A 17,660-nucleotide genomic window follows, 5' to 3' on the forward strand; every position below is an offset into this window, starting at 1 on the left:
ATAACATGGCACGATGATCAAATAGGCCAGTCACAAATCATCTTAGAATTTAAAATATACTTGTTCAATCCAATTAGATTTATTGTCGAGTAACACGTCCATAATGATGCCAATTTCTTCATATTGAAGGTGTTATCAGGAGCCTTCACATCAGTATTATACACTTTAAACCTGCCAATGGGTAGCAAAGCCATGTCGCCGAATTCCTTTTATAGGCAATTGCTCCGACCGTGATTTCACCATATACTTTCACATTCTTGAATCCTTTAATAGCTAGAGTAAGACGTTCTGCGTTGCTCATTACGAAACAATTAACCAAAAGGCTCTCCACCTCCGGGATTCTAGTAATTGGTGTATGTGTTCATTGAATAAGATTTCAAACTGGCTGGCTAAAGTTAGCTGCACCTGATCTTCCTAAAAATGGAGTTTTTGTAAGAAATGATGGACAATATTGTCCTATTTACATTCTTTCAGCTAAAGATATATATATTAACACCCTCATCAATAGGAAAAAAGCCAGACATAAAGGTATAATTATGAAAAACTTATTTTGGATTACATGTTTTTTACTTCATTGTTTTTCGGGTTCAGCTACAGTATATTCAGACAGTAGTTCTCGCAGCAGAAAACTTCAGTTATGGTATACCTCTCCTGGAAAAGATTGGGCTTCTGAAGCACTACCTATCGGAAATGGGTATATGGGAGGGATGATCTTTGGCGGAATTGAAAAAGAACAGATTCAGTATAACGAAAAAACGCTTTGGAGTGGAGGGCCAGGAGCATGGAAAGGGTACCAAGGTGGGAATAGGGATAGTGCCGCGCGTTATTTACCAGAGATCCGCGAAAAGATTTTAAAGCAGGATTACAAAGGGGCCGAAAGTCTGATGGGGCAACATATGTTAGGGAATCCGCGGGCTTTTGGAGCATATCAGAGCTTCGGTAATATCCATTTGGATTTTTCGGGACAAGTTGAGGAAAAAAATGTCAGGGATTACCTGAGGGCGCTGGATTTGCAAGAGGGGCTTGTCAGGGTAGAGTTTAACCATAATAATATTCATTATAAGAGAGAATATTTCTGTAGCTATCCCGACAGGGTAATGGTGATTCGCCTTTCGGCCGACAAACCGGAATCTTTAACTTTTAATGTGACAGCAGATTGCAACCAAAGTAAGAGCAGAATTAGTTCGGACCTGACCACGAAGAGTATTTCCACGACCGGGAGAGTTACCGATAACAAATTGGGACTCGAGTCGATAATTAAGGTCTTCAATGACGGAGGAGAGATAATGTGGAAGGAGAATGGGTTTAGAGTAAACAAGGCTAATTCGGTTATTATATTGATGACTGCGGCGACTGAATATGTTAATTCTTACCCTAGGTATACCGGTGCAAATCCAAGAGATACTGTAATGCGTATAATGGGCAATGCTGCAAAGAAAGATTTTCAGGTTCTCCTTAAGAACCATCAACAAGATTATCAGAAACTTTTCAATCGGGTAAAACTGGATCTTGACGCACAGGGAGAAAATGTTCCAACAGACGAGCTTGTTAAAACTTATAGTATAAAAAAGACAAGAGCACTGGAGGAGCTAATGTTTCAGTACGGGCGATATCTCTTAATCTCTTCATCCCGCGAGGGAAGTTTGCCGGCCAACTTGCAGGGAGTATGGAATAATTCCAATAACCCACCCTGGAATGGGGATTATCATTTCGACATAAATATTGAGATGAATTATTTTGGAGCGGAGGTCACTAACCTTACTGAATGTTCAGTACCGCTGGTTGATTACATAAATTCACTACGGGCACCTGGGAGAGTTACCGCAGAGAAACATCATGGAGTTACTGGAGGGGGATGGGTTGTTCATCCAATGAATAATCCTTTTGGTTTTACTGCTCCTGGTTGGGAAACTTACTGGGGCTGGGCTCCATTTAATGCTGGCTGGATCTGCCAGAATTTATGGGATAAGTATCGTTTTAACGGCGATAAAACCTACCTCCGAAAGCACATATATCCCACATTAAAGGAACAAGCTCAGTTTTGGCAAAAGTGGCTTATCCCTGATGAAAACGGATTTTTGGTGTCTTCTCCTTCTGTTTCACCTGAGCATTTACCCATAACTGATGGGCCAACTTCCGACGAATCTATGTGTTATGAATTATTTTCAGATGTAATTGAAGCGAGTAAAGTATTACGTATCGACGCCCGCTTTAGAAGAGAACTGCTAAAAATGCGTGAGAAATTACTGCCTTTGAAAGTTGGATCATGGGGGCAACTACAGGAATGGAAATATGACTGGGACAAGAAGGACGATAATCACCGGCATGTGTCGCACCTCATTTCGGTCTATCAGGGTGAAAGAATTAATCCCTTTACAAGTCCTAATCTAGCTAATGCAGCAAAAGTGTCATTGCAGGCAAGGGATAATGTGAAAGGAGATGTCCAAGGCTGGAGCCTTACTCAAAGAATTGGACTATGGGCAAGATTGCAGGAGCCTGAAAAGGCAATGGGTCACCTAAGTGCCTTGCTATCAGGGTATATCAATAAAAACTTATTTTCTCTTACAGGGAACGTTTTTCAAATCGATGCCAATCTGGGTGTACCCGGCATGATTGCTGAAATGTTGTTGCAAAGTCATCTTGGGGCAATTCATGTTCTACCAGCCTTACCTCAAGCTTGGGAGGATGGAAAAGTTCAGGGGCTGAGAGCCAGGGGCGGGTTTGTTGTTGATATAGAGTGGCATAAGAACCAGGTTTCGGAAGTAAGGATCAATTCGGAGGTTACCGAAAAGTGCACTCTAATCACTGCCTCCACTGGAAATGGATTTTCTGTTGTTGAGGTTGAATCCGGTAAGACGATTAAGAATATTGTATCGGGGAATAGTCTGACATTTAGGGCTAAAGCAGGAAAGCAATACAGAGTAGTTAAGATTTAGCGAAGCCATTGTCTAAGCAGTAGAGATGTTGAATCTCTTGCTGCTTAGAAACCTAATCGTTTTTATTTTTTATGAGATTTCCTGTATTTCGCCGATGACATACCCATGAAATTTTTAAATAAGCGTGAGAAATAATATGGATCATTTATTCCCAACTCGGTGCATATTTCTTTGACAGAACTGTCTGTGAAATAAAGATACTGACAAGACTGGAGTTGCTACCCTTGAGTAGTCAGCAAGTTAAGTGAATTTGGTAACTTAACAGAAATTATGTCACGAGAAAGAAAATCGTATCCTAAATAGTTCAAGGTGATGAGCGTTGAACTAAGTAACATCCGCACAGACCAGAGCGCCCTTGCCAAAGAACTGGACATCAGTCCTGCATTGTTGTACCGCTGGTGGAAAGAATTTTCCAATAAAAAAGGCAGTAGTTTTCCTGAAATGGTAAGGTTATACTTAGTGCAGCCGAGCAATAGCTGGCTTTATTGAAGAAAGCGTGAAACACAAATGGAGCGCGATATCCTAAAAAAGGGTATCAGCATTTTCTCCAAGGGAGATAACAAATATTCGGGTTCATAAAGGATCACAGCAGGATATTTTTAGTTGGGAAGATGTGTTCGGCATTTAAGGTTAGCAGGGCTGGGTTTTACAAGTGGGCAACCAACAGCCCGTCAAACAGCAGCATTGAAAATCAGATGATTGAAGCCGAGATATTGCAAGCTTTTGAGAAGAGTAAAAGGATCTATAGCAGTCCCAGAATTACCCTGGAGCTGCGTAAAAAACAATTATTGTCTCCAGACCCAGAGTTGCCAGAATCATGAAAAAAGCAAAGCTGAGAAGCATTGTGAAGAAGAGGTTTAAAGTTACTACAGACTTCAGCCATAAGTTTCTTGTACCAGAGAATGAACTGGGTCGTAATTTTAAGCCGAGAATATTGTGTGCTGTGTGGGTTTCCGACATTAATTACATCAGGACCAGGCAAGGCTGGCTGTATCTGACAACGGTTATTGACTTGGGTGATAGAAAAATTATTGGATGGGCACTAAGTACGACAATGAAAGCAAATGACACGGTTATCCCTGCTTTTAAAATGGCACAATCAAGACGACCATTTACCCGGGAACTCATTTTTCACTCTGATCGTGAAGTTCAATATGCATGCAATGAATTCAGGTGGTTACTGGAAGAAAATCCATTGATCATTAGGAGCATGAGCAGGAAAGGAAATTGCTGGGACAACGCAGTGGCTGAGAGCTTCATTAAGACATTGAAAGCTGAATGTGTGTACCAACACAAATTCACCGACAAAAAGCAGGCAGCACGTATTGTATTTGAATATATAGAAACATGGTATAACTGTAAAAGACTACATTCTGCACTGGGATATTTGTCCCCAGAGGAATTTGGAAGAAACTTAAACAACCAAAATATTGCAGCTTAGCCGAATGTCTACTTTATTGTTGCAAGTATAATATTATAACACATTGATTATTGAGACGGTTTAATAAGACGGTAATCAATTTTATTATTTCAAGATACTAATATTTTTAGATTGTCTCATAATACGATCATTAGCACTCAGTAATTGCCAACATTTATAGTCCAACAGAAAATACGAAATCGATCAATTTGTTACACGGTAACAACATCTCCTTTTCTAAGTAACTTTATCGTATTTTGAGAGATATTAGTAATGTTCGAATTACGTCAGATCAAAATTAATGCTTCACGGAAGCCCATCCTTCTTTCTCTCAATGTTATTGCCTAATATATTATAAATGGCACGGGTCTCGACGGTCTATGACACATGTTGTTCTTTGTGCCACCTACTTGTGGCGATTACAGCTAAACCAAAATAGAACTCATATAGTCGACATGATTGATCCAGGCATTCGGCTATTATAATTCTAAATTTCTCCAACTCTGTTTTTTGAGAAAATACTCTCGTTGATATGTGGTTTGTACTGAAGTTTTTCAAATACCGCTCCGCTATGTGTTTTATGGCTGTTTGCTTCGGGCCGAGCGCTAGCAGACACGAAGCAGACCCGAAGCAGACACGAAGCCGAGACATAGCTGAGGGCACTAGTAATAAACTAGTAACGCCGTTCTTTGTAGCCCTGAAATAGGGAAATGTAGAAGTATTTAGTAGCATAATTAGAAGCAGCATTGGTTGATTGCTGAAACGAACCTACAATACTGCTGTTTAAAAAAAGCAGATTTTATATTTAAAAAAGATTAACTGCACACTTAAACTGGTAAGTGTGCACATAAATCCTCAAGTGTACACTTAAAAAGCTATTTTGTCGGTATATCTGGCTGAATCAAAAAGACCCTTGAACAGATGATATCTACACAAGGGCCTTCAAATAAATTTTTTAACTTAAAAGGACCTAATTATTTACCCAAAGCTTTCTTTAATTGATCTACAGCATACATTTCAGCTTCCATCGCTTCGGGAACTAAAGCTCCCATACCAAAAAACTCATGGGTTACACCATCATAATTTTTGCTGTCCACCTGAACACCTGCCGCTTTTAACTTATCTGCCAGCATCATACCTTCGCTCTGCAATGGATCATATTCGGCAGTTATAATCGTTACATTCGGCAAACCTTTAAGATTAGCCCCTAAAAGATTGATTCTTGGATCTTTACCCTCTGCCATCGTATTAAGATAATTTTTAACAAACCATTCCATCATCGGTTTATTTAGTGGCTTAGCTGCAGCATTCTTTTGATAAGATGCCGTGTTCATGTCCGAACCTGCAACGGGATACACTGCTAAAATGTGTTTAGGAGCGGCAATACGTTTATCACGTGCCATAATAGCTATGTTCATAGCAAGATTACCACCAGCACTTTCTCCGGCAACAGCAACCATTTTAGGATCGCCTTTAATAGATGTCGCGTTTTTTAATACCCATTGATAGGCAGCAAATGAATCATTGTGCGCTATTGGAAATTTGTACTCAGGACCTAAACGGTAAGCTACCGATACAACCACTGCACCAACTTTGTCGGCCAGTACTTTTGCCGAAGCATCATACACATCAATGTTAGCAATCACGAATCCACCACCGTGATAGTATACAATTACAGGGAATGGTCCATTACCTGTTTTTGGCGTGTATATTCTTAAATGAATATTACCACCGGTAACAGGAATTTCTTTACCCACAGTATCCACATTGAATACCGGCATTGGAATATTATTATCCTTCATTAGATCCATCACCGCATCTGCGGGTGTATGGTTTTTACGAGCCTCTACTGCTATTAAGTCAGAGACAGGCCTGTCTTTGTAGCTGACTAGCTTTTCGATTACCGCCTGCATCTGTGGCTTTAGACCTGGCCCCCACTCTGGAGCAGGTCCAACAGGCTTCACATCAGTAGGCTTACCTGCGCTTACATCAGCCATAGCAGTATCTGTTTTCATAGCTGTAGTATCAGCCGAATTTGTAGTGTTCGAATTGTTGGAACACGCAGAAAGTGCGATCATAAATGTCGCCGATAAGGCAGCATTTCTTAAACATTTGTTTTTCATAAGTAGTAGATTATTGGTTGATGGACTGACAACACTTTTTCGTTATAGAATGTTTTATTGTCGTGAAGTGAATAACACTTATCATAACAATTTTGCTAAGTTTGTTGTAGTAATCAATAAAAACGTCAATGAAACATACAATAGAAGAATTAGAAAGCATTGCAACCCAGGTAAGAAGGGATATCGTTAGAATGGTACACGCATGCCAATCCGGACACCCGGGTGGATCATTGGGTTGTGCAGATTTCATGACTGCACTTTATTTCGAGGTAATGAACCATTCCTCAGACTTTACCATGCTAGGAAAAGACGAAGACATGTTCTTCTTATCAAATGGTCACATCTCTCCTGTTTTCTATAGTGTCCTTGCTAGATCAGGCTACTTTGAAATTAGTGAACTAGCGACTTTCAGAAAACTAAATTCGAGATTACAAGGTCACCCGACTACCCACGAAGGTTTGCCTGGTATCAGAATTGCTTCAGGCTCTTTGGGACAGGGAATGTCGGTAGCTATTGGCGCAGCTCTTGCTAAGAAATTGAACAAAGACAAGGCGATTATATTCTCTTTACATGGTGATGGAGAATTACAAGAAGGCCAAAATTGGGAGGCAATCATGTATGCTCCTTTCAATAAGGTAGACAACTTGATCGCCTCAATAGATTATAACGGTCAACAGATTGATGGTCCGACTGAAAAAATTCTTTCATTGGAAAGCCTTCAAACAAAATTCGAAGCATTCGGATGGCAAGTAATCACTTCTGACGGCAACGATATGGCTGCGATTGCTAAAGCTTTGCACTATGCCAAATCATTAACCGGTAAAGGCAGACCAATCTTGAACTTAATGAGTACGCAAATGGGAATGGGAGTTGATTATATGGTTGGTTCACACAAATGGCACGGCACAGCTCCAAACGACGAGCAATTGGCATCAGCATTAAATCAATTACCAAGCACACTTCAAGATTACTAAGCACAGAACTAATGAAAAAATATACATACACTGAAAAGAAAGATACCCGTTCAGGTTTTGGAGCAGGATTGTTAGAAGCAGGTCGGAAAAACCCTGAGGTAGTAGCACTTTGTGCAGATCTAGTAGGTTCTTTAAAAATGGATGCATTCATCAAGGAATTCCCTGAAAGGTTTTTTCAGATAGGAATTGCTGAAGCAAACATGATCGGGATAGCTGCAGGTTTAACTATTGGGGGTAAAATTCCTTTTACCGGAACATTTGCCAACTTTTCTACAGGCCGAGTTTATGATCAAATTCGTCAGTCGGTAGCTTACTCAGATAAAAACGTAAAGATCTGCGCTTCCCACGCTGGTTTGACATTGGGTGAAGATGGGGCAACTCACCAAATCCTTGAAGATATAGGTTTGATGAAGATGCTTCCCGGAATGACCGTAATCAACCCTTGCGACTATAACCAGACCAAGGCAGCGACAATTGCCATTGCAGAGTATGAAGGACCAGTTTATCTTCGTTTTGGCAGACCAGTTATTCCTGTCTTTACAGATCCTGATCAGAAATTTGAGATTGGTAAAGCGTGGATGGTCAATGAAGGTAAAGATGTAACGATCATAGCTACGGGCCACATGGTTTGGAAAGCAATTGAGGCAGGCGAAAAACTTGCTGATCTCGGAATAGATGTGGAAATTATAAACATCCACACCATCAAGCCTCTTGATGAAGAAGCAATCTTGAAATCTGTTAAGAAAACAGGGTGTGTAGTTACTTGCGAAGAGCACAATAAATTTGGCGGTCTTGGAGAAAGCGTTGCAAGATTATTATCTACAGAATTGCCATCGCCTCAAGAATTTGTTGCAGTTAATGACAGCTTTGGCGAAAGCGGAACGCCTGATCAATTGATGACAAAATATGGATTAGACAGTGTTAATATTGTTGAAGCCGTTCAAAAAGTATTAAAAAGAGTTAAGAAGTAATTCCTTTCATCAAACATATGAAGCAGGCTGAAGACTCAGAAATTCTAGAGAAATTTTCTAACGAAAAAACTCGGAATGAAGCCTTCAACCTGCTTTTAACTAAATACCAGCAAAAGATATACTGGCATGTTCGCAGGTTGGTTATCGACCATGATGACGCAGATGATCTGGTACAGGATGTCTTCATAAAGGTTTGGAAGAACTTGGAGAAGTTTCGAAGCGACTCGCAGCTTTACACCTGGATCTATAGAATTGCTTCCAACGAGTCAATTACTTTTCTCAATAAAAAGAAACAAAGAAACAATACACCTCTCGACGAAGTATCCTCAGAACTAAGTGAAACCCTTGTGGAGTCTTCTTATTTCAATGGAGATACAATTCAGATGAAGCTCCAGCAGGCAATCCTTACACTGCCGGATAAGCAACGCCTAGTATTCAATATGAAGTACTATGACGACCTGAAATACGAGGAGATCTCGGAGATTACGGGCACTAGCGTTGGTGCTTTGAAAGCTTCATTTCACATCGCAGTAAAAAAAATTGAGGTATTTATGCTAAATGATGACATTAACTTTTAAACCTTTTGCCAATTAAAGCATCAATATATTTGTAATGGGAAAAAATTTAGAAAACGAAGAATGGAGAGAGGAAGCACCCACACTATCGGGAATGCCAGTGAGAGATGTTTTCTCCGTACCACAGAATTATTTCGAAAACCTTTCTGCAAGCATTGAAGCAAAGGTTGCTGTTGATAGATTGAAAGTGTTTTCTACTGAACAAGCGTTTACTGTTCCATCCGGTTATTTTGACCGAATGAAAGAGGAGGTGCTTTCCAAAGCGAAATCTCCTTCAAAGGTTCTTAAACTGTGGCGTTCAAATGTCTTAAAATATGCCTCTGCAGCTTGCTTTGTATTGATTGCAGGTTTGGGTGTTTATTTCAACCAGGAACAACCACAATCATCTGTTAATTACGTCGAAATTGCTAACGAGCAAATGCTTTTTGATATAGATGAAGATGTAATTATTGAGCATATACAAGGGACAGATCAAGTCGCTATGCCTCTTTCGGCAGATCAGTCTGATCTTGAGAACTATATATTAACTAACTTTTCATCCAGGGAATTGACTGCGGAATACTAATACTTTATAAATGAAATATCTAATTGTTATAGCACTTCTTTTTACATTTCCAATCCTGTCATCAGCGCAAAGAAATGGCAGTGAAAGATTTCACGAAATTGAGGCATATAAAGTCACCTACCTAACAGGAAAACTTGAGCTTTCTTCAGAGGAGGCTAAAATTTTCTGGCCTCTTTACAATGCCTGGCAGACAGAACAACGTGATCTTCGTAAAGAACGTATGCAAAAAATGATCAGCTTTAGAAAGATCACAGAGATAGAAGAGTTATCTGATAGTGAAGTGCAAAGCCTGATACTAAATGACTTTAACATTAAGCAGAGAGAGCTCAATCTGGATAAGAAGTATTATTACAAGTTGAAATCAAGTCTACCAATTAAGATTGTGGGCAAATTCTACCGAGCTCAGGAAGCTTTCAAGAAAGAAATTTTAGCCAAATACAGACCTCAGGGAAGGCAATAAGCTTAACATTTTGTATTTTTGGTGGATGTTAACACAACGTCAATTATTTCTTCAACACAACGCTCAAACTACATTAGAACCACTTCTTCTGGAATTCGTTAAGGCTAGTGGCATCTATCTTTATGATGCTGAAGGAAAAAAGTATATGGACCTTATCGCCGGAATAGGCGTTAGCAATGTAGGCCATTGTCATCCGGCTGTTGTAGAAGCAGTAAAAAAACAAGCTGAACTTTACATGCACATTATGGTGTATGGCGAATTTGTTCAGAGCCCTCAAGTTGATTTCGCAAAGGCACTGGCAGATATCCTGCCCCCAAACTTAAACTGCACCTACTTTGTTAACTCAGGTAGCGAAGCTGTTGAAGGGGCCATGAAATTGGCTAAGCGGTATACAGAACGAACAGAATTTATCGCATGTAACCATTCCTATCATGGCAGCACACAGGGCGCATTGAGCCTTATGGGTAATGAAGAGTTTAAGCGGGCTTACCGACCGCTACTGCCTCATGTGCATTTTATCAAATTTAACAAGCTGTCTGATCTCGAAAAAATAACCACTAAAACTGCCGCCGTATTTATCGAAACGGTACAAGGTGAAGCAGGAATTCGCATAGGAGATCCTGAGTATTTCAAAGCATTAAGAGCACGATGCACGGAAACAGGCACCTTACTGGTATTAGATGAAATCCAGTGTGGCTTTGGCAGGACAGGGAAAATGTTTGGATTTGAGCATTACGATATCACACCAGACATCCTAATGGTGGCCAAAGGTATTGGTGGTGGAATGCCTATTGGGGCTTTCATCAGTTCCACTGAGATCATGCTTTCGTTGGCCACAAATCCCATCCTTGGACACATTACTACTTTTGGTGGTCATCCGGTAAGCTGTGCTGCAGGTTTGGCCACGCTCAGAACTATAGTTAAAGAAAATATCGTCAAAGGAGTGACTGAGAAAGGTGAGCTCTTTAAGAAGCTGCTGGTTCATCCAAAGATTCATGCAGTAAGAGGAAAAGGTCTAATGCTAGCAGTGGAGTTCGACAGTTTCGAAACCAACAAAAAAATCATAGATGGTTGTATAGTAGACGGTTTTATTAGCGATTGGTTCTTGCATTGCAGCAATTCGATGCGCTTAGCACCTCCTCTGATCATCACAGCAGGAGAGATTGAAGAAGCTTGTAAAGTGATCCTGAAAAACGTAGATAAGTTTGCCTAATTCATTTTCTGACGCTTGATCAGGTAAGCCTGCAGTACGGGATAAAACCCGTCTAATATGTCAGCATCAATCCTATCAATCTTGTATTGCGTGCATTTGAGTTGAATCATTTCTCTATATTCCCTAATTCTAGTCAGATAGGCATCCTTTACTTTTGAGGAATGCGCCTTGATGCTTGTGCCGGTTTCCATATCTATAAACTCATAGGGCCTGTTCTCAAACTCAAAATTCACTTCTTTAGCCTTATCTGTAACGTTGAAGATCACGACCTCGTGTTTATTGAACTTCAAATGCTGTAAGGCGGAAAACAAGGCTTCAGTGCTCTTTTCATCCTGGATTGTGTTGAGCATATCGCTAAAGATTATCACCAAAGACCGCTTATGGATAAGCTCGGCAATCTGATGTAAAGCGTGCTCCAGATTAGTGCCAACGTTTATTTTCGCCACTGAAAGCAATTCTTCCAGATGTGCAAAGAGATATTTCTGATGAGTAGTAGTCGACTTCGCCGGTGTATTCAGGAGCAATTCATCTGCAAAAATACTTAATCCAAAAGCATCACGCTGGCGCTTCAATAGAAACATTAGGGCAGCCGTCGCCTGCACAGAAAACTTAATCTTATTATAGGCGTTTAAAGGAAAATGCATGGAAGACGAAGCATCAATAATAAACTGACAACGCAAATTTGTTTCTTCTTCATACCGCTTGCTGAACATCTTATCGGTCCTGGCAAAAAGCTTCCAGTCAATGTTCTTTACATTATCTCCAACGTTATATAATCGGTGTTCCGCAAATTCCACAGAGAACCCATGAAACGGACTTTTATGCAGACCTGTGATAAATCCTTCTACCACTTGTTTAGCCAGCAATTCTAAATTACTGCTAAACTCGATATCTTGCTGATCAACGGTAGAATTCTGCATAGCGTAAATATAAAAAAAGCGTTCATGAATATGAACGCTTTTAAACTGATATATGTTGAGTTGTTATAACTGCTTATCCAATTTACCTGCCAGTACAGATTTAGGTACGGCTCCAACTTGTTTATCTACTACTTCCCCATTTTTGAAGTACAATAATGCCGGGATGTTGCGAATGCCGAACTGAGTGGATATTTGAGGGTTGTTATCAACGTTTACTTTACCAACGATTGCTTTTCCTTCGTATTCTTTTGAGATCTCATCTACTAAGGGTCCAACCATGCGGCATGGTCCACACCATTCTGCCCAAAAATCAACTAAAACGGGTTTATCTGATTTTAATACAACTTCCTCGAAGTTTGCATCTGTAATTTCCAAAGCCATAATTCTTATTTTTATTTATACAAATATAATCAATTGTAATGCCAGTCAATTTGGAGGGTGCCAAAATGACATTAGTTCAACGTTGGGTTAACGTCCAACATGCGCAATTGTTCTAGCAGATGGTTGTTAGGGTTGATCTTGATGCTTTTCGAAGGCATTTTTATCCGCACATTTTGCTCCCAATCTGAAATCTCAAATAACAGCTGACAACGCTGATGTTCTGTGTTTTGTTTATTCTGCTCCAACAGTCCATGAATTTGCCTCATCAAATCATCGGTAACTTTTTCCAAAGGGATTTGTATCGTTACACATTTAGCAAGCTTATCTCGTACCTCAGATAATAGGTCGATGGAGTTGATCTTAAATTCCCAATCCCCCTCTTTTCTGAAACGTTCTGCAACTCTCCCATTGATACGCAAAAAATATCCATCGGTTAAAAATTGCTTAAACTTAATAAAGTCGTCGCCAAATAAGGCCAGTTCACAGGTATCTTCATAATCTTCAAAAACGATAGTTCCAAAAGGCTTGCCCGTTTTGGTCATACGTTGAGCAGCCAAAACCACAAATCCGCCTACCACTAGTTCCTTGTTCTTGATACTTTCAAAGTCGACCAGTACCTCTTCATTCGTATCGCCTGTTCTGATCTTATTTACCAAAGCCAAATGTTTTACCTTATGTATACAGAACCTATCCAGTTCTAACCGGTAATTATCGAGTGGATGACCACTCAAAAAGATACCGATAGCATCCTTTTCATATTTTAAACGGTCAAGCAAAGTCCACTCCGGCGATACAGGTAAAGTAGGTTCAGAAATAAGATCAGCTACAGTACCCCCAAAAAGTGACGATTGAGAAGACGTTTCATTATTTTGAAAATCATTGGCATACTTAATAAGCTTCTCAATTCCGTTTAGCTTGTCATTCTGACCGATAAAAAAATACTGAGCCCTATGGTTACCAAATGCATCGAAAGCACCGCTGTACACAAAGCTCTCATAAGCTTTTTTGTTTACAGTACGTGTATTGGAACGCTTTGCAAAATCATAGACACCAGTGTACATTCCGTTTTCCTGGCGTTCTTCTATAATACTCTCTACCGCCTTCTCACCCACTCCTTTGATCCCCGAAAGACCAAAGCGTACTTGGTTCTGATGGTTAACTGAGAATTTTATACCGGATTCATTCACATCCGGACCAAGTACCTGTACCCCCATTTGTTTACATTCCTCCATAAAGAACGCCACCTGCTTGATGTCGCTCATATTATTCGACAGCACTGCCGCCATATATTCTGATGGGAAATGGGCTTTCAAATAGGCAGTCTGGTAAGCGATCCATGCATAGCAAGTCGAGTGAGATTTATTAAATGCATAGGATGCGAAGGCTTCCCAATCTTTCCAGATCTTCTCCAGAATTACCGGATCATGGCCCTTTTCTGCAGCTTTACCTACGAACTTAGGCTTCATCTTATCCAAAACCTCCTTTTGTTTCTTACCCATAGCCTTACGCAGAACGTCAGCCTCACCCTTAGTGAAACCGGCAAGTTTCTGCGATAAAAGCATCACCTGCTCTTGATAGACAGTAATCCCGTAGGTTTCCTTTAAATATTCTTCGCAGGCATCAAGATCGTACTTGATATCTTCTTCCCCATTTTTTCTTCGAACGAAACTAGGAATGTATTCCAACGGACCAGGACGGTACAGTGCGTTCATCGCAATCAGATCTCCAAATACCGTAGGTTTCAACTCCTTCATGTACTTTTGCATCCCGTTACTTTCGTACTGGAAGATTCCGACCGTCTCTCCACGCTGGAACAGCTCATAGGTTTTCACATCATCAATTGGGAAGTTGTCTGGATCCAGATCGATAGAATGGACTTTCTTAACCAGTTTAACGGTATTTTTTATCAAGGTTAGCGTCTTCAAACCCAGAAAGTCCATCTTAAGCAGTCCAGCACTCTCTACCACCGAGTTGTCAAACTGGGTCACATAGAGATTGGAATCCTTTGCTGTAGCAACAGGAACAAAATTGGTTATGTCTGATGGTGTGATGATCACCCCGCAGGCATGAATCCCAGTATTCCTTAAAGAGCCTTCTAATATTTGAGCCTGCAAAATAGTTTCGGCACTCAGATTTTGTGCAGAAGCCATTGCTTTAAGTTCAACAACACGCTCGTAATCATCAGCCCTTAACGCCCCTTTTAATGTCTTCTCATCAAGATTGAAGATCTTCGATAGCTTCATATTGGGGATCAGCTTAGCGATCTTGTCGGCTTCAAACAACGGAAGATCAAGCACCCTAGCCGTATCTCTAATTGAAGATTTAGCCGCCATGGTGCCATAGGTGATGATCTGAGCTACTTGGTTGGACCCATATTTGTTAATTACATAATCCATCACCCTTCCCCTTCCTTCATCATCAAAGTCGATATCGATATCGGGCATGGACACCCTGTCTGGATTCAGGAATCGCTCAAATAGCAGGTCGTACCTAATGGGGTCAATGTTGGTGATCCACAAGCAGTAAGCGACAACCGAACCTGCAGCAGAACCACGACCAGGGCCTACAGATACATCTAACTGTCTGGCCATCGCTATGAAATCCTGAACAATAAGGAAATAACCTGGATATCCAGTTTTCTCAATTGTCTGTAATTCAAAGTCAAGCCTATCGGTAAGTTCAGTGGTTAATTCTCCATAACGCTTTTTAGCACCCTCATAAGTTAAATACCTTAAGTATTTATTCTCACCGCGCTTTCCAGCATCTTCTTCATCTTCAACCACAAGGAATTCTCCGGGGATGTCGAACTTAGGAAGTAATACTTCACGGGCAAGTGCATAGATTTCAATCTTATCTACAATGGACTGTACGTTCATGATCGCCTCAGGAAGATCAGCAAACAAAGCCTTCATCTCATCAGCCGACTTGAAATAATATTCCTGATTTGGCAATCCATAGCGATAACCACGACCACTACCAATCTGGGTTGCCTGCTTTTCCCCATCCTTTACACACAATAAAATATCATGTGCATTGGCGTCCTTTTTATTTATGTAATAGGTGTTATTAGTTGCTACTAACTTCACATCGTGCTTGCGTGCCAAAGAAATTAAAGAAACATTAACAATATTCTCATCGTCTTGGTTGTGACGCATCACCTCCATGTAGAAGTCTTCTTCGAACTGCTCCTTCCACCACAGCAATGCCTCTTCCGCTTGCCGCTCTCCAATATTTAACAGCTTACTGGAAATCTCGCCATATAAGTTACCGGACAACACAATGATATCTTCTTTATACATTTCGATCACCTTACGGTCAATCCTGGGCACATAATAGAACCCTTTTGTATAGGCTATAGATGACATTTTTGCCAGGTTGTGGTAACCCTGTTTATTTTTAGCCAATAAAACTACTTGGTAACCATTGTCTTTGCGCTTTTTATCCAGGTGGTCATCGCACACAAAAAACTCGCAACCAACTATGGGCTTTATCACGGTCTCGGTGGGTTGTTGCCCACTTTGAACTAATAGTTTGTTTTTATCCTCGGCCGCCTTATTGTGATTAAGCACTTGAGCCACGAAATGAAAAGCGCCCATCATATTTGCATGATCGGTCATTGCAACCGCAGGCATCTGTTGTGCCGAGGCAGCCTGGATCAGGTCGGGAATATTGATGGTGGATTGTAAAACTGAAAACTGGGTGTGGTTGTGAAGATGTGCGAAGGCAACGTCTTTTAAGCTTGCAATCCCCCCTGCGATGTCCTGCTTAGTAGAAGAGCCATCTTTTCTTTGCAGCCTTTTCCTGATGTCTTCAGAAGCAGATTTTAAGTTAATATGCTTCAATCCGACACGCCCGATAACTCCGGGGTTGCGTTCCTTAAATAGCTTTAAATAATCTGGCGTACATTTTAACTGATCTGTCTTGAATACATCAATCTTTAACAATTGAAGAAAACACCTTGTAGTAGCCTCCACATCGGCGGTTGCATTATGCGCCTCAGTAAAAGGTTCCCCAAAAAGATACTGGTGAAGCTCAGTAAGATTTGGAAGTTTATATCTTCCGTTTCTTCCCCCAGGCATCCGGAGTAAATCTGCAGTTACTTCAGTACAGGTATCTAAAACAGGCATATGCTGCAGCAGATTCTCCAACCCCAGCCTATGAAATTCACAGCCCATTATATTCACGTCGAAAGCAACATTCTGCCCAACGATGAACTTTGATTTTGAAAGTACAATGTTAAATTTTTCTAAAACCTCTTTTAACGAGATACCCCGTTCTGTCGCCAGTTCGGTAGAAATCCCATGAATGCGCTCCGCATCGTACGGGATATTAAATCCTTCAGGTGTAACCAGGTAATCTTGATTCTCGAGCAGGTTTCCGAAGTCATCGTGCAGCTGCCAGGCGATCTGTATACAGCGCGGCCAATTCTCCATATCGGTAATTGGCGCATTCCAATTACGTGGCAAACCTGTAGTTTCAGTATCAAAAATCAAATACATAGGAAGTTATTAAAATCTCTGTAAAAGCGATCAAAAAAGAATAGTTCAAAAATACAGATTTTTAACAACTGAAGCCGATAGAATTTGATTTTTTACTTTAGAATTAGGCAAGAATCGTTTCGCCAATCTGACCTATATTATGTCCTTGAGAAACTAATTTTGAGGTGTCGTAACCCTTCCTTTTACAGCGGTCGACGATCTCTGATAACAAGCCTTCGGGCATCGAGGGTTTACGTGACATGATGAATAAGTTCTTGTGTTTGGGATGGCCAACAACCGCATACGAATAATCTTCACTCAGTTCAATAACCCAATAATCTGTTTTGAATGGCCATAAAAACTGTATCTTCAACTCTGCATTGCCTGTTCCCCTAACTACAAAAAGTTTGGAACGAATATACTTGCGTTCTTCGCCGCCATTCAGCTTGTAAGTTGTAAAAACAGCATAGTAGCCATCCGGGTGTATCACATAAGTATCGGTGGTTTCGCTCCAGTTTTGATTCATGATCGTTGGGATAGAACACAATGAAAACCACTTCCCTGCGAATGAAACAATATCTACATTATGCACTGGTCTATTTTCCATGATTCCCCCCTAAATGACTGTCCGCAAATGTAAATTC

Annotated in this window: 15 protein-coding genes and 1 pseudogene; 9 read left to right on the forward strand and 7 right to left on the reverse strand. The window is 40.6% G+C overall.

All coding sequences use genetic code 11. The features are described 5' to 3' along the window. Nucleotides 1-145 precede the first annotated feature (145 nt). Complete coding sequence (locus ACHFIZ_RS06590; protein ID WP_410884071.1) at nt 146-301, reverse strand: hypothetical protein; 156 nt, start codon at nt 299-301, stop codon at nt 146-148. A 235-nt stretch (nt 302-536) separates the two neighbouring features. Here ACHFIZ_RS06590 and ACHFIZ_RS06595 point away from each other — a divergent pair, with 235 nt between their 5' ends. Continuing rightward, nucleotides 537-2,936, forward strand: coding sequence for a glycosyl hydrolase family 95 catalytic domain-containing protein (locus ACHFIZ_RS06595; protein WP_410884073.1), 2,400 nt, complete (start codon nt 537-539; stop codon nt 2,934-2,936). Nucleotides 2,937-2,998: 62 nt separating this feature from the next. On the opposite strand, the pseudogene ACHFIZ_RS06600 reads toward ACHFIZ_RS06595, so the two are convergent. Then, a pseudogene (locus ACHFIZ_RS06600) lies at nt 2,999-3,130 on the reverse strand (helix-turn-helix domain-containing protein); the annotation flags it as partial. Between the two features lie 118 nt (nt 3,131-3,248). Here ACHFIZ_RS06600 and ACHFIZ_RS06605 point away from each other — a divergent pair. Then, entirely contained in the window at nt 3,249-3,425 is a 177-nt protein-coding gene (locus ACHFIZ_RS06605) for a hypothetical protein (RefSeq protein ID WP_410884075.1), read from the forward strand. A 298-nt stretch (nt 3,426-3,723) separates the two neighbouring features. After that, the gene (locus ACHFIZ_RS06610) at nt 3,724-4,377 is read left to right on the forward strand and encodes an IS3 family transposase (protein ID WP_410884293.1); all 654 of its coding nucleotides are present in this window, start codon (nt 3,724-3,726) and stop codon (nt 4,375-4,377) included. Nucleotides 4,378-5,330: 953 nt separating this feature from the next. Here the strand turns inward: ACHFIZ_RS06610 and ACHFIZ_RS06615 are convergent. Further along, entirely contained in the window at nt 5,331-6,479 is a 1,149-nt protein-coding gene (locus ACHFIZ_RS06615; protein ID WP_410884077.1) for an alpha/beta hydrolase fold domain-containing protein, read from the reverse strand. A gap of 128 nt (nt 6,480-6,607) precedes the next feature. Here ACHFIZ_RS06615 and ACHFIZ_RS06620 point away from each other — a divergent pair, with 128 nt between their 5' ends. The 6 genes from ACHFIZ_RS06620 to ACHFIZ_RS06645 are packed head-to-tail and all read left to right on the forward strand — an operon-like array spanning nt 6,608 to nt 11,237. Continuing rightward, on the forward strand, nt 6,608-7,453 hold the full coding sequence (locus ACHFIZ_RS06620) for a transketolase (RefSeq protein ID WP_410884079.1): 846 nt from the start codon (nt 6,608-6,610) through the stop codon (nt 7,451-7,453). An 11-nt stretch (nt 7,454-7,464) separates the two neighbouring features. Further along, complete coding sequence (locus ACHFIZ_RS06625) at nt 7,465-8,424, forward strand: transketolase family protein (protein WP_410884080.1); 960 nt, start codon at nt 7,465-7,467, stop codon at nt 8,422-8,424. 17 nt (nt 8,425-8,441) lie between these two features. Then, nucleotides 8,442-9,002, forward strand: a complete 561-nt coding sequence (locus tag ACHFIZ_RS06630) for an RNA polymerase sigma factor (RefSeq protein WP_410884082.1) — start codon at nt 8,442-8,444, stop codon at nt 9,000-9,002. 34 nt (nt 9,003-9,036) lie between these two features. Next, the gene (locus ACHFIZ_RS06635) at nt 9,037-9,564 is read left to right on the forward strand and encodes a hypothetical protein (protein WP_410884084.1); all 528 of its coding nucleotides are present in this window, start codon (nt 9,037-9,039) and stop codon (nt 9,562-9,564) included. A 10-nt stretch (nt 9,565-9,574) separates the two neighbouring features. Then, complete coding sequence (locus ACHFIZ_RS06640; protein ID WP_410884086.1) at nt 9,575-10,024, forward strand: hypothetical protein; 450 nt, start codon at nt 9,575-9,577, stop codon at nt 10,022-10,024. A gap of 25 nt (nt 10,025-10,049) precedes the next feature. Then, entirely contained in the window at nt 10,050-11,237 is a 1,188-nt protein-coding gene (locus ACHFIZ_RS06645; protein ID WP_410884088.1) for an aspartate aminotransferase family protein, read from the forward strand. Here the strand turns inward: ACHFIZ_RS06645 and ACHFIZ_RS06650 are convergent. The 4 genes from ACHFIZ_RS06650 to ACHFIZ_RS06665 form a co-directional block, all read right to left on the reverse strand. Next, nucleotides 11,234-12,157, reverse strand: a complete 924-nt coding sequence (locus ACHFIZ_RS06650; protein ID WP_410884090.1) for a DUF58 domain-containing protein — start codon at nt 12,155-12,157, stop codon at nt 11,234-11,236. The genes ACHFIZ_RS06645 and ACHFIZ_RS06650 overlap by 4 nt on opposite strands. 63 nt (nt 12,158-12,220) lie before the next feature. Continuing rightward, nucleotides 12,221-12,538, reverse strand: a complete 318-nt coding sequence (trxA, locus tag ACHFIZ_RS06655) for a thioredoxin (RefSeq protein ID WP_410884092.1) — start codon at nt 12,536-12,538, stop codon at nt 12,221-12,223. Between the two features lie 71 nt (nt 12,539-12,609). After that, complete coding sequence (gene dnaE / locus ACHFIZ_RS06660) at nt 12,610-17,037, reverse strand: DNA polymerase III subunit alpha (protein ID WP_410884094.1); 4,428 nt, start codon at nt 17,035-17,037, stop codon at nt 12,610-12,612. 103 nt (nt 17,038-17,140) lie between these two features. Next, entirely contained in the window at nt 17,141-17,623 is a 483-nt protein-coding gene (locus ACHFIZ_RS06665) for a lipocalin family protein (protein WP_410884096.1), read from the reverse strand. Nucleotides 17,624-17,660: the final 37 nt, after the last annotated feature.

This window comes from Pedobacter sp. JCM 36344, from assembly GCF_046546555.1.
Taxonomy (GTDB): domain Bacteria; phylum Bacteroidota; class Bacteroidia; order Sphingobacteriales; family Sphingobacteriaceae; genus Pedobacter.